Below are 21798 nucleotides of genomic sequence, written 5' to 3' on the forward strand. Positions count from 1 at the left end.
ATCGAGGGCGCGCCCAGCCGTGGGCGCGCCCCCGCACACGATCAGAACAGGTCGACGACGACGACCTTCGCGGCGCCGACGGATTCGGCGATGGCCGCCTCGATCGCGTCGGGCACCTCGCGGTTGACCCGCAGGATCACCGTCGCGCCTTCCTTGTCGACGTCCTGGCTCAGCTGCGCGGCCAGGATGTCGATACCCGCCTCGCCGAGCTTGGTGCCGATCTTGCCGAGCGCGCCCGGCTTGTCCTCGTAGTTCAGCACGGCCATGTTGATGCCCTCGGCGCGCATGTCGTAGTTGCGGCCGTTGATATTGACGATCTTCTGCACCTGCTGCGGCTCGGTCAGCGTGCCCGCCACATTCAGGGTGCGGCCGTCGCCGAACACGGCGCGCAGGTCGACGAGGCTGCGGTGGCTCGGGCTGTCCGGCACGGTGTTCACCTGTGCGGTGATGCCGCGCTCCTTGGCCAGGGTCGGCGCGTTGACGAAGGTGACGTGATCTTCGACCAGCGCGGAGAAGATGCCGCGCAGCGCCGAAAGTTCCAGCACCGCAACGTCATGCGCGGCGAGCTCGCCGCGCACCTGCACCTCGACGCTCACCGGAAGCTCGTCGGACAGCGCACCGAGCAGGGCACCCTGCTTGCGCACGATGTCCAGCCACGGCGCGACGTCTTCGTCGACGCTGCCGCCGGTGACGTTCACCGCGCCGGGCACGAATTCACCGGCGAGCGCGAGCAATACGGACTTGGCGACATCGGTGCCCGCCCGGTCCTGCGCTTCGGAGGTGGACGCGCCCAGGTGCGGCGTCACCACGACCTGCGGCAACTCGAACAGCGGGCTGTCGGTGCACGGCTCGGTCTCGTACACGTCCAGGCCGGCGGCCCGCACGTGACCGGACTTGATGGCGTCGGCGAGCGCCTGCTCGTCGACCAGGCCACCGCGCGCGGCGTTGACGATGATGACGCCCGGCTTGGTCTTGGCGATGGCTTCCTTGCCGATGATGCCCTTGGTCTCCGGGGTTTTCGGCAGGTGCACCGAGATCAGGTCGGCGCGCTCGAGCAGCTCGTCCAGGCTCAGCAGCTCGATGCCGAGCTGGGCGGCGCGGGCGGGCGAGACGTAGGGGTCGTACGCGACGATCTTGGTCTCGAAGGCGGCGAGCCGGGCGGCGAACAGCTGGCCGATGCGGCCGAGGCCGACCACGCCGACGGTCTTGTCGAAGATCTCGACACCGTTGAATTTGCTGCGCTGCCAGGTGTGCTCGCGCAGCGTGGCATCGGCGGCCGGGATCTGGCGCGCGGCGGCGAGCAGCAGCGTGACGGCGTGCTCGGCGGCGGTGTGGATGTTCGAGGTCGGCGCGTTGACGACCATCACGCCGTGTTCGGTGGCCGCGGGCACGTCGACATTGTCGAGGCCGACGCCGGCCCGGGCGACGATCTTCAGGTTCTTGCCTGCCGCGAGCACCTCGGCGTCCACCGTGGTCGCGGAGCGCACGAGTAGTGCGTCGGCCTCGGGGACAGCGGCGAGCAGAGCCGGGCGGTCGGGGCCGTCGACCCACCGAACCTCGACTCCGTCACCGAGCGCGTCGACGGTCGACTGGGCAAGCTTGTCGGCGATCAGGACAACAGGACGGCCTGCTTGGCTCACTGTGGAGTACTCCTGGGGAAAGGGTTCGGCAATTACCGCCGATCAGCTTAGTGGGCGTCGTTTCGGCATGTTCTACCCCCTGGTAAGGCGGCCGTCGTCAGTATGCCGCATTGGTCAAAATATGAAGACCGGTCTACAGTTACCGCATGGGTGCCAAGGGAACCGAGACGCGCTGCCAACTGATCGGCGCCACGCGCAGACTGGTGGAGAAGCACGGATACTTCGGCACCGGCCTCAACCAGATCATCGAGACCAGCGGCGCACCGCGCGGCTCGCTGTACTTCCACTTCCCCGGCGGCAAGGACCAGCTCGTCGCCGAGGCGGTCGCCCAGGCGGGCAGCGAGATCGCGGCGTTGATCGATGCGGTCGAGCCCGGCGACACCGCCGCGGCGGCGACCAGCCTGCTCACCGCGTTCGGCGATCGGCTGGAAGCCTCCGCATGGCAGCAGGGCTGCCCGGTCGCCACCGTCACCCTCGACGTCTCGGCGGCCAACGACACCATCCAGGCCGAATGCGCCGCCGCCTACGCGGGATGGGAAGAGGCACTGCGCATTCGCCTGCAGGCCGACGGGCACTCGGACGCCGAGGACTTGGCCGGGGCGATTCTCGCGATGATCGAGGGCGGCTTGCTCTTGGCCCGCGCTCAGCGCAGCCGCGCGCCGCTCGAGCGGGTAGCGCGCACCATTCGCGCCATGATCTGACTGGATCAGTAGCTATGCCAACAGTTTTCGCAGATGTGCAGAATATGTAGACCGGTCTATTAAGGAGAATCATGTCCCACAGCATCGTGCTCGGCGCCGCCGGGTTCATCGGCCGCGCAGTGGTGGCGCAGCTGCTCGACCAGGGCGGTTCCGTCGCCGCCGCCGTCCGTCCCGGCAGCGAGGACCGGCTCACCACCTGGTTGCGAGCACGCGCCATCGATCAGACTGGGCTCACGGTCGTTTCCTGCGACGTGACCGCGAAGGACCTCGGCCTACCTGCCGACCTCGACACCGCGGACATCCGTGACATCTATAACTGCGCGGCGCGCTTCGCTTTCGGTCTCGGCAAGGACGAGGCCTACGCGGTGAACGTGACCGGCGCCCTGCACGTGCTCGACTGGGCCGCGACGCTGCCCGAGCTGCGGCGCGTCGTCCACATCACCGGCTATCGCATCACCGTCGAGGACTCGAACGAACAGGACTACGAGAGAGGGGCTTACGGCGCATCCAAGTTCGAGTCCGATCCGATGCTGCGCCGCCATGCGGCCGAGCGGGGCATTCCGCTCACGATCGCCAACCCGAGCAGCGTGCTCGGCGCGGGCCAGTACGTCGGGCTCGCCGGCATGGTCGACGATCTGTGGCACGGCAGGCTCGCGGCGATCCCCGGCGGTCGCGAAACCTTCGTTCCGATAGTCGATCTGGACTACTTCGCGACCTTCCTGATCAGCCTGCCGGAACAGGACGACACGACGGGGCGGTCCTACACCGTTCTCGATTCCCGAACCCCGGTGCTGCCGGACCTGATTCGGGTGCTCGCCGAACATCTGGGCGTGCGCGCGCCGCGCTTCTCGGTTCCGGTCAGTGTGATCGAGAAGCTGCCGAGGGCACTGACCGGCGCCGATCCCGAGACGCTTCCGTTCATCGCCGACGACCGGTACGACACGTCCGCCGCGGATACGGTCGCGCGCACCGCAGGTCTCACGATGCCGTCCGCCGAGACAGTCCTGCGCACCTGGGCCGATCACCTGGTGTCGAGCCGGTTCGGTGCCGTCGAGGCGGATCCGACCGCCGGATTCATCGACGGCACTTGGATTTCCGGAGAGCGGGAGCATCCGGCCTATGTCCTGCTGCACGGCCTGCCCGTCGACAGTGAATCCTGGGCCGAGGTACGGGCTGCGCTCGTGGCACCGAGCCTGGTCGCCGACCTGCCCGGACTCGGGCGGTCCGCGCCCGGCGAAATCGATGACGTACTGCCGCGATTGATGAGCTCCGTACGCAGTCGCCCAGTACTGGTGGGTCATTCGCTCGGCTGTGCTCCGGTGCTGAGATATGCCGCCGCACACCCGGATCGGATCTCGGGTGTCGTGCTGGTATCGCCCGCATTTCTGCAGCGGCGGGCCGGCCGGATCCTCCGTTCGCCGCTGGCGGCGTTGGCATTGCGGCGAATATCGGCCGACGCCTTGGCAACACAGCTCGGCATACCCGCCGGACCCGCGGTCGACAGTGCGGCGGACAACTTGCGCAGGCCCGGGGTGGCAACCCGCACGGTCGCCGCGCTGCGGCACGCGAGCGCACCCGCACGGCGAAACGAGCTGGCCGAGCTGCTCGCGCGGGTAACCGTGCCGGTACGGATCGTGGCGGGCACGCAGGACCCGCTCACGATGACCGTGCCGCAGGAACTGGCCGTCATCGAGGGCACCGGGCACTACCCGCAGCTGACCCACCCCGCACAGGTCGCGGCCGAGATCGCCCGGGTCGGCGCCCAGACGGTGCACGCCCGCTGACGAAACGCGGAGGGCCCCGCACCACTCGGGTGCGGGGCCCTCTCCGGAATCGCGCTCAGTGGGCGCGAGACCCGGTCGATCAATCGACCATTACGTCAAATCAGCGGCCGCCGAAGGAGCCCGTCCACAGGGTGTTGAGGATTCCGTGGAAAGCGGCACCGAAGGTGTCCAGGAAACCGCCGAGGGCAGCGCTACCGGTGTCGATGATAACGGGGATCATTTAAATACCTCTTCATTGAAAGACAATCCAGTCGTACTGGCTGACACAAGGCTCATCGGTGCCCGAACAAGGACGGTTACGAAATTAGGGCATTTAGTGATGCAGGTTACAGCCAGATCACGAAGAACACCTGGTCGGATGACCATTAGGGGTGCACGCCCTGAGAACCATGGGCTTGACCACGATGTATGCGCCCAGCCGTCCACCGCCTCGGGCCAACAGGCGGTAAACATAAAGATCCTCTAAGAAATCGATAGCACCCCGATAAGAGGGCTATACACACTCGACAGACCCGGACATTTCCGACACCGAACCGAAACTCTGTAACAAGCGCACGAATTCGCCGATTGCACCTCGTAGAAGCAGTCGTGTGCGCATCACCGGACGACACATTCGGCGCACCTTCAGATCAGCTATATCCGCACCGGATAAACGTGCCGCGCACTATCTTTCGCCGACCCGCAATCGACGTTCAGCTCACCGCGGCGACGGCCCGGGAAAAGGCCCGCACCCGCGTGGTTTCGCGATTGCGATGCCAGACCAGTCCCAGCCGCGAGTGCGCCAACCCGGTCACCGGCACAAAGCTGACCTCCGGCCGGTCATGGAACACCGCGGTCGGATGGCACAGCAACATCGCGCCCGCACCCGCCGCCACCACCTCGATCCCCTCCCGCAACGTGCCGACGCCGGGCCCGGCCGGAACGGGCAGGCCGCCCGGGGTCACATCCACCGACTGCGCTCGTCGCCAGTACTGCGGCGCGGGCCCACGCACGCCGATCAACGAGAACTCGGCGAGATCCTCCGGCGACAAGCTGGCCCTCGTCGCGAGCGGGTGCCCCTTGGGCACGGCCAACATCTGCGGCTGCTCCGAAAAGACCTGTCCGAGAACGAGGTCGCTCTCCCCCATCGGCAGCAGCACGACCGCGATATCGACCTCGCTGCGCTGCACCGGACCGAACGGATCGGCCAGCGGAATCTCGACCACCTCGGTGACGCAGGCGGGAAACCGGTGCTGGAACAGTTCGAGTGCCGCCGTGAGGTTTTCGCTACCCGAACCCTGGATGCCGATGCGCAGTACACCTTCGGTCCCCCGGGCCGTCGCACGGACGTTGTCCACCGTCGCCCGCAGCGCCGCGTAGGCGGGCTCCAGATCGGCCAGGAAGTCCGCGCCGAGCGGCGTGAGTGTGACCTTGCGGCTGGTGCGCTCGATCAGTCGCGCGCCCACCCGCTGTTCCAATGCGCGCAGCAGTTGACTCACCCGGCTCTGCGAGACGTACAACCGCTCCCCCGCGCGCCCGAAGTGCAGCTCCTCGGCGAGCACCAGGAAGGCCTCCAGCTCACGTACCTCCAGGCCGGCCATTGGCGTCCTCTCCAGCATCGATTAGTTCTGCTCATAGAACGATGAGACCTTCGCCATTGTTTCCGCCCGGGATGATCAGTTGGCTGGAGGCATGACACAAACTCGCGGAATCGCGAATCCGGCTCCGGCAGCACGCGGTTCGGCGCTGCGCGGCTGGCTCGGCGTCGGCGCCGTGACCGGCGCCACCTTCACGGCCGTCACCTCGGAGATGCTCCCGGTCGGCCTGCTCACCCCCATCAGCGACACCTTGCGGATCACCGAGGGCGCGGCGGGACTCTCGCTGACCGCCACCGGCGTGGTCGCCGCGCTGTCCGCGCCGCTGATCACCGCCGCGCTCGGCCGCACCGACCGCAGGCTCGTGCTCTGCGCGCTGCTCGCGGTGCTGACCCTCGGCAATCTCGGCGCGGCCTGGTCGCCGAACTTCGCCGTCATGATCGGGGCCAGGGTGCTGATCGGGCTCGGCATCGGCGGCGTGTGGGCCATCGCGGCGAGCATGGCGGCGCGGCTGGTACCGGAGCAGTCGATCGGCCCGGCCACCTCGCTGGTTTACAGCGGCGTCGCGGTGGCCTCGGTGATCGGCGTACCCGCAGGGACTTACCTCGGCGCGCTCGCCGGGTGGCGCGCGGCCTTCCTCGTCAGTGCCGGTCTCGCGCTGGTCGTCCTCGTTGCCATCGCCGTGCTGTTGCCGAGACTGACTGTCGCGCAGGTAGTTCCGCTCCGCGAGGTGCTGCGGATGACCCGCAGGCCCCAATTGCGCACCGCCCTAATGGTTGTCGCGTTTCTGGTGACCGGCCACTTCGCCGCCTACACCTACATCCGTCCGCTGTTGGAGAAGGTCACCGGCATCGGCGCGAGCACCATCGGCACCGTGCTGCTGGTGTACGGAATCGCCGGTGTCATCGGCAATTTCAGCATGGGCACGGTCGGCGTTCGCGGCCCGCGCCGCACGCTGATCACCATCAGCGTCCCGCTGGCCGTCACCGTGCTGTTGATACCGGCGCTCGGTGGTTCGCTGTGGCTCGCGGTGGTGCTGATGGTGGCCTGGGGGCTGTCCTACGGCGGCGTGTCGGTCACCACACAGAACTGGGCCTTCGCCGCGGCACCCGACGCGCGTGAGGCCGCGTCCTCGTTGAACGCGGGCGTCTTCAACGCCGCCATCGCCCTCGGCGCACTGCTCGGCGGGCGGGCCGCGGACGCGTTCGGCATCAGCTCAGCGATGTGGCTCGGCGGTGCGCTCGTGCTCGTCGCACTGACGATCGCCGCGGCAAGCCGCGCACCGGAAGCCCCCGAGCTGCGGAGATAGCGGAAAACGAGATGCGGTGATGATCATCGGGCTCCTAGCATCAACGGCATGGCCCTACGCGCGATCCCCGCTTCGATGGACCCGACGGTGGTCGGGTCCATCGACGTCGAGCTGGCACGGGTCGAGCGCGAGCACCGCGTCTCGATCCGGCTCGCCATCGAAAGCGGCAGCCGGGCCTGGGGTTTCCCGTCGCCGGATTCCGATTACGACTGCCGGTTCGTCTATGTCGCGAACCTGGATACCTACCTGTCGCCCTGGCCCACCCGCGACGTGCTCGAAACGCCGCTGTCCGGCCTGCTCGACGTGAACGGCTGGGACCTGGCCAAGGCGCTGCGACTGCTGGTCGCGGGCAACGCCGTGCTGATCGAATGGCTGATGTCGCCGATCGTGTACCGGGGCGACAGCCGGTTCCGCGACGACCTGCGCGCCTTGGCCGCCGAGGTCGCCGACCGCAACCGGGTGGCCAGGCACTACCTGCATCTCGGCGCCAAGCAGTGGGAGTTGTTCGACCGCAACCGATCACTGAAGAAGGTGTTCTATTCGTTGCGCCCGGCCATGGCGTTGCGCTGGCTGCGCGAGCACCCCGGCGCGGCGGTCGCGCCGATGCACCTGCCGACGCTGCTGGCCGAGTGCGACCTGCCCGCCGATCTTGTTGCGGCAGTGGCGGAGTTGACCGAGCTCAAGTCGCGGACCCGCGAAATGGGCACCGGGACAGTACCGGTGCCGATCGTCGCGTTCATCGAGTCCGAATTCGACTTGGCCGCAGCGGCTTTCCCGAAAACTGTGGATCCGGACCTCGACCGGGCCCGAACCCTCACCGCGGAGTTCTTCCGCGCCGAGGCCACTGCGGGGTCGTAACCGCGCGTGTCCCTTACGCTTCGGCGACGGCCGCCAGGTACGCCTGCTCCAGCCGACGTGTCGCGGTCGGCCGGTCCGGGTCCGGACGAGGGATCCCGAGGTGGGACTCGCGCAGCTCGTCCATGAACTCCGCCCACAGTTCGGGTCCGCCCTCCTCCAGCAGCTCGGCCCGCACGCGCAACTGCTTGGTGGTCGGCCGGTGCCGCAGCCCCCACGCACCGAGCTGCGCCATCACCGGCACCAACTCGATGGCGGGCTCGGTCAGCCGGTACTCCGCCTTCTGACCGGGCCTGCTGTCCTCGCGACTCAGCAGGCCCGCCGCGACCAGCCGCTTCAGCCGATCGGACAGGATGTTCGAGGCGATGCCCTCGTCCGATCGGGCGAGCAGCTCGCGGAAATAGCGCCGGTTGCCGAACATCACGTCGCGCAGCACCAGCATGGTCCACCGATCGCCGATCACCTCGATCGCCGCGTTGATCGGGCAGCCCGAGCGTCCCTCTTCGCGCATCCACCGCTCCTTCGCCGCGAAACCGATCCGAACTTCTGCTTGCAATATACAACCAGAATGTCTTAACCTCTACGAAAGCGATTGCAAACTGCAAGCAGTAGAGAGAAAGACAGCACAATGGCGAAGCTCCTGGTACGCAATCTGGCCATCTCGTTGGACGGCTACGTCGCCGGACCGAACCAAGGCCCCGACAATCCGATCGGCGAAGGCGGCATGCGCCTGCACGAGTGGGTCTTCGCCACTCGAACCGGGAACGACTGGTCCGGCAGCGCGGGCGGCGAAACCGGTATCGACGATGACTTCGTCAAGGCGGGTGATGTCGGCGTCGGCGCAACCATCATGGGCCGCAACATGTTCGGCCCGATTCGCGGCGCGTGGCAGGACGAGGAATGGAAGGGCTGGTGGGGTGACAACCCGCCGTACCACCACGACACGTTCGTGCTGACGCATCACCCGCGGCCGTCGCTGCCAATGGCGGGCGGGACCACATTCCACTTCGTCGACGAGACCCCGGACGAGGTGCTGCGGCGGGCGTTCAAGGCCGCGGACGGCAAGGATGTGCGTTTGGGTGGCGGCTCATCGGTGGTGCGCCAGTTCCTGCAGGCCGGTTTGGTCGACGAGCTGCACCTGGCCGTCGTGCCGATCCTGCTCGGCGCCGGCGAACGCCTCTACGACGACCTCGGCGCACTGCCCGGTTACGCGGTCAGCTCGGTGGTCCGCTCGCCCGCGGTCACCCATGTGACGTTCACCAGGGCGTAAGCACTCCCCCGAAACGGGGAAAGGCCCCGCACCATGCCGGTGTGGGGCCTTTCAAAAGCTTAGGAGCGATCAGATCAGAGGACGCGAACGTCCTGCGCCTGCGGGCCCTTCTGGCCCTGGCCGATCTCGAACTCCACGCGCTGCCCCTCATCGAGGGACCGGAAACCCGCGCCGCTAACGGCCGAGTAATGCACGAAGACGTCGGGGCCTCCGCCGTCTTGCGCGATGAAGCCGAAGCCCTTCTCGCTGTTGAACCACTTCACAATGCCCTGAGCCATTTCATACTTTCTGTAGACGAGCCAGATTCTGCCAAATGGAATGGCCTGGTCTCGTGATCAACGATGCCATGATCCGACGAATTTCTCCACATCTTCCTCGGTCAACTGTGAGCAAAACAACGCTGACGAGGGATTGTTGCCGTCACCTCCCATGCTCTGACAGGCCCCGATCCGGGAAAACCACCCGAAAGAGACGTTCAGGTACCTGAGCTTGTTGCCAGGCTCGTTCGTCGTCCCCCTCCGACGAATCCGCCTGTACCGCCTGCACCGCATAGTTCGCCGCGTGCACCGCGTGGCCCGCCACATGAGCGGTGGCCGCCGCGTGCCCGGCCGACCGCGCGACGAAACCGGCAGCGCCGTCGGTCTCGCGGGCGGCGTCGTGCGCGGCGAACGCGGCCTTGCGCGCCTCGGGCATCGTCAGGTCGCCGCGCACCCACGCCCGGGCGGCCTCGATCGCCGCCGCCGGTCGCGGATCATCGGGGTGCGCGCGCTCGAAAAGCGGCAGCACGTGCTCGGCACACGCCGCCGCCCACAGCGCGAGCTCCGTATGGTCGACCCGGTTGAGAGTCACCGGCCCGCTCTGCTCGCCTCGGTCCGCACAGGCCTTCCCCTTCTCGACGCCAGTGGTGCCGATGCTCGGCCACGTCCCAGTTATCTTGTGCCGCAAAGGCCATCGCTACCAGCGCACTAAGGCGCCGCTAAGTCATCCTACGACTTTCTGTCGCGTCGTGCAGCCCCCACATCGAGTCTTCTGGTTACGGCCGCAGGTAACGCACCTGGCGTGGCTTCGCGGCGTTGTGGGCGGCGCGGCCGGGCAGATGCTCGGGGACACCGACCTCCCACCAGGCACCGGCCTCGGTCCAGGACGATGGCTGGGTGCGGATCACCAGCACGGCCGGGCGGGACTCCCGAACTGCGGATTCTCGCGCTTCGGCGTAGGCGGCGCGGAATTCGTCGAGGTCAGCGGCGGTGAAGGCGGCGCAGCCCAGCGCGCGGGCGTGTGCGGCGAAGTCCACTCGCGGCGGATCGTCGTGTTCGCTGCGACAGTCGGCGTAGAAGTTGTTGAACGGTGCGCCGCCTTGGCCCTCCTGAAGACGGGCGATCACCGCGTAGCCGTCGTTGTCGCAGACGACCGCGACGAACGGGTGGCCCGCGAAGGCCGCGGAGAACAGTTCGGAGTTCAGCATCAGGTAGGAGCCGTCGCCGAGCATGGTGGTGACCACGCCGTCGGTGTGCGCCATCGCCGCGCCCCAGGCTCCGGCGAGTTCGTAACCCATGCAAGAGAATCCGTATTCGACGTCCATCGTCGGTGCGCCGCCGGACGCGCGCCAACCGCCGACGAGTTCGCCGGGCATGCCGCCCGAGGCGGTCATGACGTAGTCGTTCGGTTCGCTGAGTTCGTTGACGATGCCGACCACTTGGGCGTAACTGGGGATGCCCGGGGTGTGGGCGCGCAGCTTGTCGATATGGGCGTCCCAAGTGCCGCGCTGGGCGGCGGCGCGTGCGGTCCATTCGGGGTCGACGTGATATTCCTGGGTGCGTTCTGCCAGGTCACGGACCGATGCGTCGGCGTCGCCGACTATTGCGAGGGCACCGTGTTTGACGGCGTCGAACCGTGCGGCGTTGATGGTGACGAAGCGGACAGCCGGCGCGAAGACGGTCCACGAGGCGGTGGTGAAGTCCTGCAGCCGGGTACCGACCGCGAGAACCAGGTCGGCTTCGCCGGCCAGGACGTTGGCCGAGGTCGACCCGGTGACGCCGAGCGGACCGGCGTAGAGCGGATGGTCGTGGGGCACGAGGGTGCGGCCCGCTGTCGTCTCGACGATCGGAATGCCATGGCGCTCAGCGAATTCGAGGACGGTGGCGGCCGCGCCCGAGTAGCGGACACCGCCGCCGAGCACCAGCAGCGGGCGCGCCGAGTTGCGCAGTGCCGCGGCGGCGTCGGTCAGCGAACGCTCGTCGGCGCGGGGGCGCAGGATGCGATGGACGACCGGGGCGAACAGGGCGTCGGGGAAGTCGTAGGTCTCGGCCTGGACGTCTTGCGGCAGGGCGAGGGTGACCGGGCCGGCCTCGGCGGGGTCCGTGAGCACCCGGACCGCCTGGGGCAGCGTGGAAATCAGCTGCTCGGGGCGGGTGATTCGATCGAAGTAGCGGCTCACCGCGCGGAAGGCGTCGTTGACGGTGGCGGTCGCGTCGCCGAAGTGCTCGACCTGTTGCAGCACCGGATCGGGTGCGCGGGTGGTGAAGGTGTCGCCCGGAAGCAGCAGCAGCGGAAGACGATTCGCGTGCGCGACGCCCGTGGCGGTCACCATGTTCAGCGCACCGGGGCCGATCGATGAGGTCGCCACGCCGATCTGCCGTCGATGGGTCGCCTTGGCGTAGCCGACGGCGGCCAGGGCCATGCCTTGCTCGGTGTGCCCGCGCCAGACCGGGATCTCGTCCCGCCGCTCCTGCAGGGCGGTGCCCAGGCCGAGCACGTTGCCGTGTCCGAAGATGCCGAAAACGGCGGGGAACAAGGGCACTTCGCGGCCGTCGAGGGTCTCCGAGCGCTGGGCGACCAGCCACGCCACCAGCGCCTGTGCCGCAGTCAGTTTCATCCGAGCCGTCCTTTGTGGTTGGTGACCGGGCAGCGCGGATCGACAGGTTCGTCATCCCAACTGCCGCGCACCCAGGTGTGTGCCGGGTCATCGCAGAAGGCCATCGAGCGCTGCGGGGCGGGACCCGCGAGCACATTGAGGTAGTACATCGGGTAGCCCGGTGCGGCGATGCACGGTCCGTGATAGCCGTGCGGGACCAGGAAAACATCGCCGTCCCGCACGGCGACGTTTTCGTCGAGGGTGCCGTCCGCGGTGTAGGTCCGATGCATTCCGAATCCGTCACGTGACGGAGTAATCCCGTCCCGACCTGCGATGCGGAAGTAGTAGATCTCCTCGTTGACGACCTCGCAGTCGGTCGCTTCATCATGCTTGTGCGGTGGGTAGGAGGACCAGTTGCCGTCCGGCGTGATCAGCTCGCAGGCGTTGAGCTTGTCGGCGTGGTCCCAGATGCCGGGGACACCGAAGTTGGTGACCTGACGGGTGGCCTGTCCCGCGCCGCGAATATCGACCGGAACCTGTTCGGCCGGGCCATATTTCGGTTCCAGGCGGTTCATGCAACGCGCCATCGGCAGCGCGAGCTCGAGATCACCTTCGGCTAGCACCTCGACCTGAGCGTCACGCGGAACGTAGGCGAAGTCCGTCACCCGGGTGAAAACCGAGTCCCGACCGGACAATTCGAACGTCATGCCATCGACGCGCACAGTGCAGGCCCCAGCCAGGGGAAGAACGAACGCCTCGAACTCACCGGTCTCGAGCTGCCGGGCTTCACCTGCGCGCAGGTTCAGCACCCGCAAGCCCGTATAGGTCCACCCAGCATCCTCCGGAGTCAGGTAGATCGAATCGCGCCCCTCACTCAGCAAGCCAGCCGGCCGATGCAGTTTCATCGCAATCCCCAGTCTCCAGTGGTGGCAACCGTCCGCATGCTGAGCACCGATCGCGCACCGACCCGCCGCAGCGCACGAATTCGCACCTCGCGTACACAATTGCTAACAATTCCGTGCGCGCCAAGATGATTCGCGCGCAGCAGTCGCCCACCACGCCGCACGGTGACGGGTCGGCTCACCCGCGGTGCGCGTGGCCGTTCGCCGCGGGGACGTGGCGCGCGCATGATGTTGCGCCGCGCACGGATTAGCTGGCGACGACATGCGCGCGACGACAATCCGAGCGCATCGCTGGCGAGGAACAGCGCGCAGTCGACTATTGACAGGCGGATGTAACTCACCGGGGCTCTTTCCGAATCTTGGCCACCACACCTGCGCCGGCCAGCTGCAGCGCACGAATTCGCACCACGCGCACACAACTGCCAGCAATTCCATGCGCGCTTTGACGATTCGTGCGCGGGCGGCCACCACCGACGTGCACTAGCTGGCTGCGACTCATCGGACCTCCGTCAGCGCCTTGGCGGCCACCGCGCCCGTAGCGGCCGACCGCAGCCCACGAAATCGCGCCGTGCGCACGAAACCGCCAGCAATTCCTGGCGCGCCAAGATGATTCGCACGCAGCCGTCGTCCACGCCGCGCGGCGACAGTTGGTCGGCCTCGGCGCTCGACGTGCCGCACGCCGACGGGGGTACTCGGCGCGCACATCATCGTGCGCCGCGCATGGAATCGCTGGCGACTTCGTGCGCGCGACGATGATCTGTGCGCGGCGGTCAGCAGGAACGACGTGTAGTCGCGCCCGGGGACAGGGGGTGGGAGGTGGACGCGATTCATCGGGCCTCCCTCAGCATCTTGGCGGCGGCATCGACTGCGGTGCCGACGTCGCCGTCGGGTGGGTAGAGGAGGGTTCGGCCGACGACCAAGCCACGGACTACGTCGTGGCCGAGGGCGCCGTCCCAGTAGGCGATGTCGGCGACCTGGTCGCCGGAGGGGGCACCGCCGAGGACGACGACCGGCAGGGTGGTGGCATCAAGGACCGAGATATCTTCCGGGGCAGGGATCTTCAGCCAGGTGTAGGCGGAGGTGACGCCGAGGCCGGAGGCTACCGTGATGGCGCGGGCCAGTGCTGCCGCGTCCTTGCTCATGACCAGGGCGCCGGATTCGTTGCGATGGTATGGCAGGGGCTCGACCATCGCCATGAGGCCGTTGGCCGCGAGTTCGGAGACGGCCTGCGCGCAAGCCTGCAGCGTCGGCACCGTGCCTGCGTCCGAATCGACAAGGCGGAGCAGCATTTTGCCGCCGTCGAGGCGGAATCTGGCGAGCGAGTCGGCGTCGTATCCGGTGAAGCGATCATCGATCTCCCACTCCGCGCCGGCCAGTCCGCCGCGGTTCATGGAGCCGATGACGACCTTGTCGTCCAGGGCGTCCAACAGCAGCAGTTCCTCGACCACGTCCGGGGAGCCGAGCACGCCGTCGACGTCCGGGTGGGCCAGCGCGATCAGCAGCCGTTCCAGCAGCGTGCGCCGGTCCGCCATGGCGGTCAGGTCCGAGCCGACGCCGAGGGCGCCGCGAGCCGGGTGGTCCGCGGCGATCAGGAACAGGGTGTCCTTGTCCGCCAACAGGTTCGGCCGCCGGACCCGCTTCGCATATGCCCGCTCGACCGCCGCCGGGTCCGTCGCGCGGACGCGCAGCAGCTCACGCCAGCGTTCGTCGGTCAAATGCACCGTAGTTCCTCCAGTTCAGTGATGGCCGGCCACGTCAGCGGCACAGCAGTTCCTCGATCTCCGAGTTCGTCGGCATGGCATCCGCGCACGCCAACCGCGACGCGACAAGGGCCCCAGCGGCATTCGCGTAGGTCGCGATGCGATGTGGGTCCCAGTCCGAGAGCAGGCCGTGGATCAGCGCGCCGCCGAAGCCATCGCCCGCGCCGAGCCCGCAGACCACCTCGACGCGGCACGGCGGCACCGTCCAGCGTTCGTATTCGGTGGCGACCAGCACGCCCTCGGCCCCGCGCTTGATCACCGCGAGCCGGACGCCGCGCGCCAGCAGCCGGTCGGCGGCCTCGTCGGGATCCGCTGTCCCCACGGCGACTTGGACCTCGGTGCGGTTGCCGACGACGACGTTGACGTGGTCGACCATCCAGCCGATCTCGGCGCGGGCGGTGTCGATATCCGGCCAGAACATCGGCCGGTAGTCGAGGTCGAGCACGGTGTGCCCGCGCCGGTCGCGCCGTTCCAGGATCCGGCGCTGCGTGCTGCGACCGGGCTCGGCGCTGACCCCGGTGCCGGTAACCCACAGCAGCGGAATCGAATCCACCACGTCCCACGGCACCTCGTCCTCGGCGATGGTGAGATCCGGCGCGAGGGGCGCGCGGTAGAACAGCAGCGGCGGATCCGCGGGCGGCTTCAGTTCGCAAAAGACCACCGGCGTCAGGAGATCCGGCGCGGTACCGACGTAGTCGGCCGACACGCCGAAGTCCGCCAACGCCGTTCGCACATAGTCACCGAAGCCATCCGGCCCCACCTTCGTGAGCACCGCACTGCGACGACCGAGTCGCGCGGCGGCGACCGCGACGTTGGTCGCGGTGCCGCCCAAGAACTTCGCGAAGGACTCGACCTCGGCGAGGCCGACACCGCTCTGCTGCGGGTAGAGATCGACGCCGACGCGTCCGATCGTCAACGCTTCCAGACCGGTCACGACGACACCTTCCGCTGCGGCCCGCGACTCACGACACGACCCGCTGTAATTCGTGCTGCAGCGCGTCGAGCTCGGCGCCGCCCGCCATCTGCCGCGTGAGCTCCGGCAGATCGATCTCGTCCTTCTCGTACGAGCCGAGCACCGTGCCGCGTTTGAGCAACAGGAACCGGTCGCCGACCGGGAACGCATGGTGCGGGTTGTGCGTGATGAGGATGACGCCGAGCCCGCGATCACGCGCCTGGACAACGTATTTCAGCACCACCCCGGCCTGCTTCACGCCGAGCGCGGCGGTCGGCTCGTCCAGGATCAGCACCTTGGCGCCGTAGTGCACGGCCCGCGCGATGGCGACACATTGCCGCTGACCGCCGGACAGGGTGCCCACCGGCTGCTCCATATCGCGGATCTCGATGCCCATGTCCGCCAACCCTTGTCGGGCGATCTCGCGCCCCTTGCGGCGGTCGAGCAGTCGGAACGGGCCGGTGGTCGGCTCCGAGCCGAGCACGAAGTTGCGCCAGACGCTCATCAGCGGCACCACCGCCAGATCCTGATAGACGGTCGCGATACCGTGATCCAAAGCCGCACGCGGCGAAGACAATCGAACCGGCTGCCCGTCGATCCGCAACTCGCCGCGGTCGTGCTGGTGCACGCCCGCCAGGATCTTGATGAGCGTCGACTTGCCCGCGCCGTTGTCGCCGAGGATGCAGGTGACCTGCCCCGCGTTCACCACGGTGGACACGTCCTCCAGCGCGACGACGCCGCCGTAACTCTTACCGATACCGACAGCCTCGATCAGCGGAATCGACCCACCCGGCTCCCGGCCCTCGCTTGGCGATGCTGTGCTCATCGGCGTACCCTCTCGGCTCGCTTCTGGAATCTGTTGTTGACCAGCACCGCCGCCAGCAGCAGCGCGCCGAGGAACAGCATGAACCAGTCACTGTCCCAGCGCGCGAACACAATTCCCTGACGGGCCATGCCGAAGATGAGGGCGCCGATCGCGGCACCGATCGCCGAGCCGAAACCACCGGTCAACAGGCAGCCGCCGACGACCGCGGCGATGATGTAGTGCAGTTCCAGCCCCACACCCTGATTCGCCTGCACACTGGCGAAGCGCAGGATGCTGCAGGAGCCGACGACCCAACCGGCGAACGCCGTGGTCATGAAGAGCACGATCTTCGTCCGATTCGCCGGAACGCCGACAGCTCGCGCATTCTGCAGCGCGCCGCCGACCGCGAAGATCCAGTTGCCGAACCTAGTGCGCACCAACACGATCGAGGCGAGCACGGTCAGCACGATCCACCAGATGACCGACGCTTGGATGCGGGCGTCACCGATGTTGAGCGTCGAGGCGAACACCCAGCCCGCCGAGTTGTAGCCGTCCGCGCTCCGAATCCCCGACACCTGAACGGTTCCGGTGACCATTCGGGTCACGCCGAGGTTCAGGCCCTGCAGTGCAAGAAAAGTGCCCAGCGTGACGATGAAACTCGGCAATCCCGTACGCATCACCAGCCATCCGTTGAACGCGCCGACGAGCAGTGCGAGCACCAGCGAGGCCAGCAGCGCGAACCAGACGTTCCAGCCCGCGTGCACCGCGAGCAGTGCGGTGACCAGCGCGGTCGACGCCGTCATCACACCGGCCGACAGGTCGAACTCGCCGCCGATCATCAACAGCGCCACCGCAACCGCCATGATGCCGAGCGTGGACGAGTCGTCCAGCCAGGTCGCGACGCCGAGCGGACTCAGGAAACGATCGGTGATGATCGAGAAGAACACGAACACGAGTAGCGCGCCGAGGGCGGCACCGATCTCCGGCCGGACGACCAGCCGCTGCGTCAGCGTCGGGCCCTTCGGTTCGGCGGCCGGACTGGCTTCGGATGTCTTTGTGGCAACAGTCATTTCATACTCCTCAGCGCGTACCCTGTGCCACGAGCGCGGCGACGGCATCGACATTGTTCTTGTCGACGAAGGCCGGACCCGTCTGTACCGGTGTGCCACCACCGACCGTGTTCAGGTTCGTCCGGTAGGCCTGCAACAGCACCACGGGCAGATAGCCCTGCTCGTACTGCTGCTGGTCGACGGCGAACAGCAGCTTGCCCGCCCGGATGGCCTCGACCACATCGGGATTGAGGTCGAACGTCGCGACCGTCGCGCCGGACTGCGCCTCCTTCACCCCGTCCACTGCGCGGGCGGCGACCTGCGAATTCAGCGTCAGCACAGCGTCGATGGACTTGTCCGCCTCCAGCGCGCCCTTGATGCGGGACTGCGCGTCGGTCGGGTTGTTGATATCCACCTGCAGCGTCGTGCCGTTGCCGAAGGCCTTGGTCGCGCCCTCGCAACGCTGGTTGGCGCCGATATTGCCCGCCTCGTGGATCACGCAGAGCAGCGTGGTCTTCTTCGCGTCGGCGAGGCGCTTGCCCGCCGCCTGTCCCGCCAGCGACTCGCTTTGTCCCACATGGCCGATGGCGCCGTATTTGGCGCTCTCGCTCTCACCCGAGTTGATCGTCACCACCGGAATGCCCGCAGCCCTGGCCTTTTCGATCGAGGGCCGCAGCGCATCGGGGTTGGCCATCGAGACGACGAGCCCGTCGACACCCTGCGCGACCGCGTTGTCGATGAGCTTCGCCTGCTGGCCCGGATCACCCGCCGAGTTGTATTCGACCCGGACGCCGAGGTCTTTGCCCGCCGCCTCCGCGCCGTTCTTGACGACGTTCCAGAACGCGTCGCCGGGGCTGCCGTGTGTGACCACCGCGACGGAGTGCAATTTGCCCGCTGCGACAGGGGAATTGGTCGGCGCGGGCACGTCGGCGCCCGGCCCGCTACACGCGGCGAGCACCGCGGCGGCGGCCAGCCACGGCACCAGGCGGCGCGATCGCTGCCACCCGCGGCGTACTCGAAGAGACATCGTTGTCATCACTTCCCAACTAGATTCGTGCGGCGGAAGTCGCGAGCGCCGCCAGGTGGCGCAGGCTGCGTTCGGTGTCTCGGCTCGGCAGCTCCGCCGAGTCGGTGGGCCGCAGGGCCGTGTCCTGCTCCATCACGTACCAGCCGTCGTATCCGGCGGCCTGCATGCTGTGTACCAGAGCGGTGACGTCGACGTCACCGTCGCCCAGCGGGGCATACAGCCCGCGGCGCACGGCCTCGCTGTATTCCAGTGCGCCGCCGCGTACTTCGTCGGCGATCGCGCTGCGGACGTCCTTCAGGTGAATGTGCCCGATTCGGCCGGCGTGTCGCTGTGCCAGCAGCACCGGGTCGGTGCCGCCGATCAGCAGGTGGCCGGTGTCGAGACAGATGTCGAGGTCCGAATCGGCCAGGAAGCGTTCGACTTCGAGTTCGGTCTCCACGTGTGTGCCGACGTGCGGATGCAGCACCGTGCGCAGGCCCTGCTCGGCCGCGAGGTCGCGGATGGCGGCGGAAGTGCCGATGAGCGTGCGCCATTCGTCCGCGCTGAGCTGCGGGCGGGCGTCGTATCCGCCGAGCCCGGTCGCGGCGGCGAGCACGAGCACGTCGGCGCCCGTCGCGGCGAACAGCGCGGCGTTCTCCTTCGCTTCCGCGAGCGCGCTCTCCGGCTCCTCGTGCAGCACCAGCGCCAGGAACCCACCGACCGCGCGGATGCCGAATGTCGCGAGCAGCGAGCGCAATTCGTCCGGGTCACGCGGGAGATAGCCGGGCGGGCCGAGTTCGGTCGCGGACAGGCCGAGCGCGGCCATTTCCGAGAGCACGGTGTGCGCGTCGAGCACGTGACCCCAGCCGGGCACTTCGCACACTCCCCAGGAGATGGGGGCGGCCGCGATGCGCAGCGGGTAGAGCGGTTCGGTCATCAGGACTTCTCCGACCTTCGATGTCGAGTTGGAGCGCTCCACACGGTTGGAGCGCTCCAACTATGTAACGTGGGTCATAGTGTGTCAAGAGGCGCACCGTTGGCCAGAATATCGCTACTACCAGGTAATATCTGGATTTCCAGCGGAAACGCCGGGAACTCCGATGAGAAGAAAGTCGGATTAGAGCGCTCTATTGATTAGCGCGCGACAACCTTGTAACGTCCGACACTGCACGGATCATCGAACGCGGAACGGAGGCGGCATGGCGCGACCGACCATGGAAGACGTCGCCGAACGCGCCGGCGTCTCCCGCGCCCTCGTCTCGCTCGTCATGCGCAACTCACCGAAGGTGAGCGATCATCGCCGCCGAGCCGTACTCGAGGCCGCCAAAGACCTCGGCTACCAGCCGCACATCATGGCCCGCTCGCTGGCCAGCCGAACCTCGAACATCGTCGGAGTCATGGTCTCCGACCTGCGCAACGCCTTCTTCGCCGACGTAGTCGAGGGAATGGACAGCGCCGCACAGGAATCCGGCCTCGAGCTCATCCTCAACACCGGCCGCCGCAGTGCCGCTCGCGAACACACCGCCCTGGAGAGCCTGCTCGCCTTCCGACCCGGCGGCATCATCCTGCTCTCCCCCATCCTGCCCGCCGCCGCCATTCGCGATGCGGCACAACAGGCTCCGCTGGTCCTGGTGTCCCGCAGCTCCACCATCGCCGACGTCGACACCGTCAACGACGACGGCGAGGTCGGTGCCGGTTTGGCCGTGGATCACCTTGCCTCCCTTGGCCATCGGCGCATCGTGCACCTCGACGGCGGCACCGCGTTCACCGCGGCTCCCCGACGCAAGGGTTACCGCACCGCAATGGAACGCCACGGCCTCGAGCCGATGGTCATCCCGAGCGAACACACCGACTCCGCAGGCATAGCCGCCGTCCAGAAGCTGCTGAACCTCTTCTCCCGCGACAACTTCCCCACCGCCTTGGTCTGCGGCAACGACTTCAACGCCGTCGGCGCCATGTCCGCGCTGGAAGAGGCCGGTCTACGCGTCCCCGACGACGTCTCCATCGTCGGCTACGACAACACCTCCCTGGCCGCCCTGCGCCACGTCTCCCTGACCACCATCGACCAGCCGCGCGTCCAAATGGGCCGCCTCGCCGTCGAAGCCCTCGTCGAACGCCTACGCGCCGGCCGCACCGACCCGGTCCGTCGCCGCCTCCAGCCTTCCCTCGTCGTCCGCGCGACGACCAGCACCCCCATCAACTGAAACTCTCCCTGCCCCAGGCAGTTTCCCCACCGCACGTCGAGATTTCACCAGGAGGAAATAGTCGATGACATCCCACAAAGCCGTCACCCTCGGCCTCGCAGGCACCGGCCGCATCGGCACCTCCCACGCCGAAACCCTCAAAAACCTCCCCAACGTAGCCAACGTCATCGTCGCCGACGCCGACCCCGACCGAGCCCGCACCACCGCCACCAAACTCGGCCTGGAGTTCGCCCCCGACCTCGACGCTCTCTTCGCCGCCGACCTCGACGGCATGATCATCACCACCGCCACCGCCTCCCACCCCGAGCTGATCACCAGAGCGGTAGACACAGGCATCCCCGTCTTCTGCGAAAAGCCAGTAGCCGCCAACATCGAAGGCACCCTGGCCGTCCTCGACCACCTCCAAAACACCACAGTCCCAGTACAAATCGGCTTCCAACGCCGCTTCGACGCCGGCTACCGAGCCGCCCGCAAAGCCATCCACTCCGGCTCCCTCGGCTGGCTCCACACCCTCCGCGCCACCACCCTCGACCCCACCCCACCCCCCGCCGACTACATCCCCCACTCCGGCGGCATCTTCCGCGACTGCGGCGTCCACGACTTCGACATAATCCGCTGGCTAACCGGCCAAGAAATAGTCGAGGTCTACGCCACCGGCACCAACCAGGGCGACCCCATCTTCACCGAATCAGGCGACGTAGACACCGCCGCAGTCCTGTTACACCTAGCCAACAACACCCTCGCCACCATCTCCCTGACCCGCTACAACGGAGCAGGCTACGACGTCCGCCTCGAAGCCCTCGGCTCCAAAGGCAACGCCATAGTCGGCCTAGACGACCGCTCCCCCCTAACCTCAGTCGAACCCGACTACCCCGCCTCCCCCTACCCCGCCTACCCCGGCTTCATGGACCGCTTCCGCAACGCCTACACCGACGAACTAATAGCCTTCGTCTCCGTAATCAACGGCAACATCGAAAACCCCTGCCCCCCAACAGATGCCCTCGAGGCCTTCTACGTCGCCGAAGCCTGCGAACTCTCCCGCCGAGAAGGACGTCCAGTCCAGATCGCTGAAGTCCGCCGCTGATCCCAGTGCTTCGACAACCGGCCACGAACATCCCCATGACCGATTGTCG

General features: G+C 67.6%; 20 protein-coding genes. 7 read left to right on the forward strand and 13 right to left on the reverse strand.

The window, feature by feature from the left end; translation table 11 throughout:
• Window positions 1–41: 41 nt before the first annotated feature.
• Window positions 42–1640, reverse strand: a complete 1599-nt coding sequence (serA, locus tag ACFWF1_RS10130; RefSeq protein ID WP_379284822.1) for a phosphoglycerate dehydrogenase — start codon at window positions 1638–1640, stop codon at window positions 42–44.
• A gap of 146 nt (window positions 1641–1786) precedes the next feature.
• Here serA and ACFWF1_RS10135 point away from each other — a divergent pair, with 146 nt between their 5' ends.
• Both ACFWF1_RS10135 and ACFWF1_RS10140 read left to right on the forward strand, forming a co-directional pair.
• Entirely contained in the window at window positions 1787–2341 is a 555-nt protein-coding gene (locus tag ACFWF1_RS10135; protein ID WP_379284823.1) for a TetR/AcrR family transcriptional regulator, read from the forward strand.
• 71 nt (window positions 2342–2412) lie between these two features.
• Window positions 2413–4125 carry an alpha/beta fold hydrolase gene (locus ACFWF1_RS10140; RefSeq protein WP_379284824.1) on the forward strand — a complete coding sequence of 571 codons (1713 nt, stop codon included), beginning with the start codon at window positions 2413–2415 and terminating at the stop codon, window positions 4123–4125.
• Between the two features lie 692 nt (window positions 4126–4817).
• Here ACFWF1_RS10140 and ACFWF1_RS10145 read toward each other — a convergent pair.
• Complete coding sequence (locus tag ACFWF1_RS10145) at window positions 4818–5705, reverse strand: LysR family transcriptional regulator (RefSeq protein WP_379284825.1); 888 nt, start codon at window positions 5703–5705, stop codon at window positions 4818–4820.
• A 91-nt stretch (window positions 5706–5796) separates the two neighbouring features.
• Here ACFWF1_RS10145 and ACFWF1_RS10150 point away from each other — a divergent pair, with 91 nt between their 5' ends.
• Complete coding sequence (locus tag ACFWF1_RS10150; protein WP_379284826.1) at window positions 5797–7008, forward strand: MFS transporter; 1212 nt, start codon at window positions 5797–5799, stop codon at window positions 7006–7008.
• Window positions 7009–7056: 48 nt separating this feature from the next.
• On the forward strand, window positions 7057–7866 hold the full coding sequence (locus ACFWF1_RS10155) for a DNA polymerase beta superfamily protein (RefSeq protein ID WP_379284827.1): 810 nt from the start codon (window positions 7057–7059) through the stop codon (window positions 7864–7866).
• Between the two features lie 13 nt (window positions 7867–7879).
• Here ACFWF1_RS10155 and ACFWF1_RS10160 read toward each other — a convergent pair whose 3' ends face one another.
• The gene (locus tag ACFWF1_RS10160) at window positions 7880–8374 is read right to left on the reverse strand and encodes a winged helix-turn-helix transcriptional regulator (RefSeq protein WP_379284828.1); all 495 of its coding nucleotides are present in this window, start codon (window positions 8372–8374) and stop codon (window positions 7880–7882) included.
• A gap of 117 nt (window positions 8375–8491) precedes the next feature.
• Here ACFWF1_RS10160 and ACFWF1_RS10165 point away from each other — a divergent pair, with 117 nt between their 5' ends.
• On the forward strand, window positions 8492–9133 hold the full coding sequence (locus tag ACFWF1_RS10165; protein WP_379284829.1) for a dihydrofolate reductase family protein: 642 nt from the start codon (window positions 8492–8494) through the stop codon (window positions 9131–9133).
• A gap of 74 nt (window positions 9134–9207) precedes the next feature.
• Here ACFWF1_RS10165 and ACFWF1_RS10170 read toward each other — a convergent pair whose 3' ends face one another.
• The 10 genes from ACFWF1_RS10170 to ACFWF1_RS10215 form a co-directional block, all read right to left on the reverse strand.
• Window positions 9208–9411, reverse strand: a complete 204-nt coding sequence (locus ACFWF1_RS10170) for a cold-shock protein (RefSeq protein ID WP_054814460.1) — start codon at window positions 9409–9411, stop codon at window positions 9208–9210.
• 142 nt (window positions 9412–9553) lie between these two features.
• The gene (locus ACFWF1_RS10175) at window positions 9554–9982 is read right to left on the reverse strand and encodes a putative immunity protein (RefSeq protein WP_379284830.1); all 429 of its coding nucleotides are present in this window, start codon (window positions 9980–9982) and stop codon (window positions 9554–9556) included.
• A gap of 184 nt (window positions 9983–10166) precedes the next feature.
• Entirely contained in the window at window positions 10167–12008 is a 1842-nt protein-coding gene (iolD, locus tag ACFWF1_RS10180; RefSeq protein ID WP_379284831.1) for a 3D-(3,5/4)-trihydroxycyclohexane-1,2-dione acylhydrolase (decyclizing), read from the reverse strand.
• Window positions 12005–12892, reverse strand: a complete 888-nt coding sequence (iolB, locus tag ACFWF1_RS10185; RefSeq protein WP_379284832.1) for a 5-deoxy-glucuronate isomerase — start codon at window positions 12890–12892, stop codon at window positions 12005–12007. Before iolB ends, iolD begins: the two co-directional genes overlap by 4 nt.
• Window positions 12893–13716: 824 nt before the next feature.
• Entirely contained in the window at window positions 13717–14610 is an 894-nt protein-coding gene (locus ACFWF1_RS10190) for an aldolase (protein WP_379284833.1), read from the reverse strand.
• A gap of 34 nt (window positions 14611–14644) precedes the next feature.
• Window positions 14645–15583: a 5-dehydro-2-deoxygluconokinase gene (iolC, locus tag ACFWF1_RS10195; RefSeq protein WP_379284834.1), complete on the reverse strand. Its 939-nt coding sequence runs from the start codon at window positions 15581–15583 to the stop codon at window positions 14645–14647.
• Between the two features lie 28 nt (window positions 15584–15611).
• Entirely contained in the window at window positions 15612–16427 is an 816-nt protein-coding gene (locus tag ACFWF1_RS10200; protein ID WP_379284835.1) for an ATP-binding cassette domain-containing protein, read from the reverse strand.
• Window positions 16424–17476, reverse strand: coding sequence for an ABC transporter permease (locus ACFWF1_RS10205; protein WP_379284836.1), 1053 nt, complete (start codon window positions 17474–17476; stop codon window positions 16424–16426). The genes ACFWF1_RS10200 and ACFWF1_RS10205 overlap by 4 nt, the downstream gene beginning before the upstream one ends.
• A 10-nt stretch (window positions 17477–17486) precedes the next feature.
• Window positions 17487–18482 (reverse strand): sugar ABC transporter substrate-binding protein, encoded by a 996-nt coding sequence (locus ACFWF1_RS10210; RefSeq protein WP_379284837.1) that lies wholly within the window; start codon window positions 18480–18482, stop codon window positions 17487–17489.
• Window positions 18483–18501: 19 nt separating this feature from the next.
• Window positions 18502–19398 carry a TIM barrel protein gene (locus ACFWF1_RS10215; protein ID WP_379284838.1) on the reverse strand — a complete coding sequence of 299 codons (897 nt, stop codon included), beginning with the start codon at window positions 19396–19398 and terminating at the stop codon, window positions 18502–18504.
• A 262-nt stretch (window positions 19399–19660) separates the two neighbouring features.
• Here ACFWF1_RS10215 and ACFWF1_RS10220 point away from each other — a divergent pair, with 262 nt between their 5' ends.
• Together ACFWF1_RS10220 and ACFWF1_RS10225 are read left to right on the forward strand one after the other, a co-directional pair.
• Window positions 19661–20665: a LacI family DNA-binding transcriptional regulator gene (locus ACFWF1_RS10220; RefSeq protein ID WP_379284839.1), complete on the forward strand. Its 1005-nt coding sequence runs from the start codon at window positions 19661–19663 to the stop codon at window positions 20663–20665.
• 64 nt (window positions 20666–20729) lie between these two features.
• On the forward strand, window positions 20730–21749 hold the full coding sequence (locus tag ACFWF1_RS10225; protein ID WP_379284840.1) for a Gfo/Idh/MocA family oxidoreductase: 1020 nt from the start codon (window positions 20730–20732) through the stop codon (window positions 21747–21749).
• Window positions 21750–21798: the final 49 nt, after the last annotated feature.

Origin of the sequence: Nocardia sp. NPDC060255 (genome assembly GCF_042727395.1) — a bacterium.
GTDB lineage: Bacteria > Actinomycetota > Actinomycetes > Mycobacteriales > Mycobacteriaceae > Nocardia.

Coding starts and splice junctions, on each gene's coding strand:
- ACFWF1_RS10205 (WP_379284836.1), bottom strand. CDS start 17,476: ATGACTGTTGCCACAAAGACATCCGAAGCCAGTCCGGCCGCCGAACCG.
- ACFWF1_RS10135 (WP_379284823.1), top strand. CDS start 1,787: ATGGGTGCCAAGGGAACCGAGACGCGCTGCCAACTGATCGGCGCCACG.
- ACFWF1_RS10160 (WP_379284828.1), bottom strand. CDS start 8,374: ATGCGCGAAGAGGGACGCTCGGGCTGCCCGATCAACGCGGCGATCGAG.
- ACFWF1_RS10140 (WP_379284824.1), top strand. CDS start 2,413: ATGTCCCACAGCATCGTGCTCGGCGCCGCCGGGTTCATCGGCCGCGCA.
- ACFWF1_RS10170 (WP_054814460.1), bottom strand. CDS start 9,411: ATGGCTCAGGGCATTGTGAAGTGGTTCAACAGCGAGAAGGGCTTCGGC.
- ACFWF1_RS10200 (WP_379284835.1), bottom strand. CDS start 16,427: ATGAGCACAGCATCGCCAAGCGAGGGCCGGGAGCCGGGTGGGTCGATT.
- ACFWF1_RS10165 (WP_379284829.1), top strand. CDS start 8,492: ATGGCGAAGCTCCTGGTACGCAATCTGGCCATCTCGTTGGACGGCTAC.
- ACFWF1_RS10215 (WP_379284838.1), bottom strand. CDS start 19,398: ATGACCGAACCGCTCTACCCGCTGCGCATCGCGGCCGCCCCCATCTCC.
- ACFWF1_RS10150 (WP_379284826.1), top strand. CDS start 5,797: ATGACACAAACTCGCGGAATCGCGAATCCGGCTCCGGCAGCACGCGGT.
- ACFWF1_RS10225 (WP_379284840.1), top strand. CDS start 20,730: ATGACATCCCACAAAGCCGTCACCCTCGGCCTCGCAGGCACCGGCCGC.
- iolB (WP_379284832.1), bottom strand. CDS start 12,892: ATGAAACTGCATCGGCCGGCTGGCTTGCTGAGTGAGGGGCGCGATTCG.
- ACFWF1_RS10210 (WP_379284837.1), bottom strand. CDS start 18,482: ATGTCTCTTCGAGTACGCCGCGGGTGGCAGCGATCGCGCCGCCTGGTG.
- iolD (WP_379284831.1), bottom strand. CDS start 12,008: ATGAAACTGACTGCGGCACAGGCGCTGGTGGCGTGGCTGGTCGCCCAG.
- ACFWF1_RS10155 (WP_379284827.1), top strand. CDS start 7,057: ATGGCCCTACGCGCGATCCCCGCTTCGATGGACCCGACGGTGGTCGGG.
- ACFWF1_RS10220 (WP_379284839.1), top strand. CDS start 19,661: ATGGCGCGACCGACCATGGAAGACGTCGCCGAACGCGCCGGCGTCTCC.
- ACFWF1_RS10145 (WP_379284825.1), bottom strand. CDS start 5,705: ATGGCCGGCCTGGAGGTACGTGAGCTGGAGGCCTTCCTGGTGCTCGCC.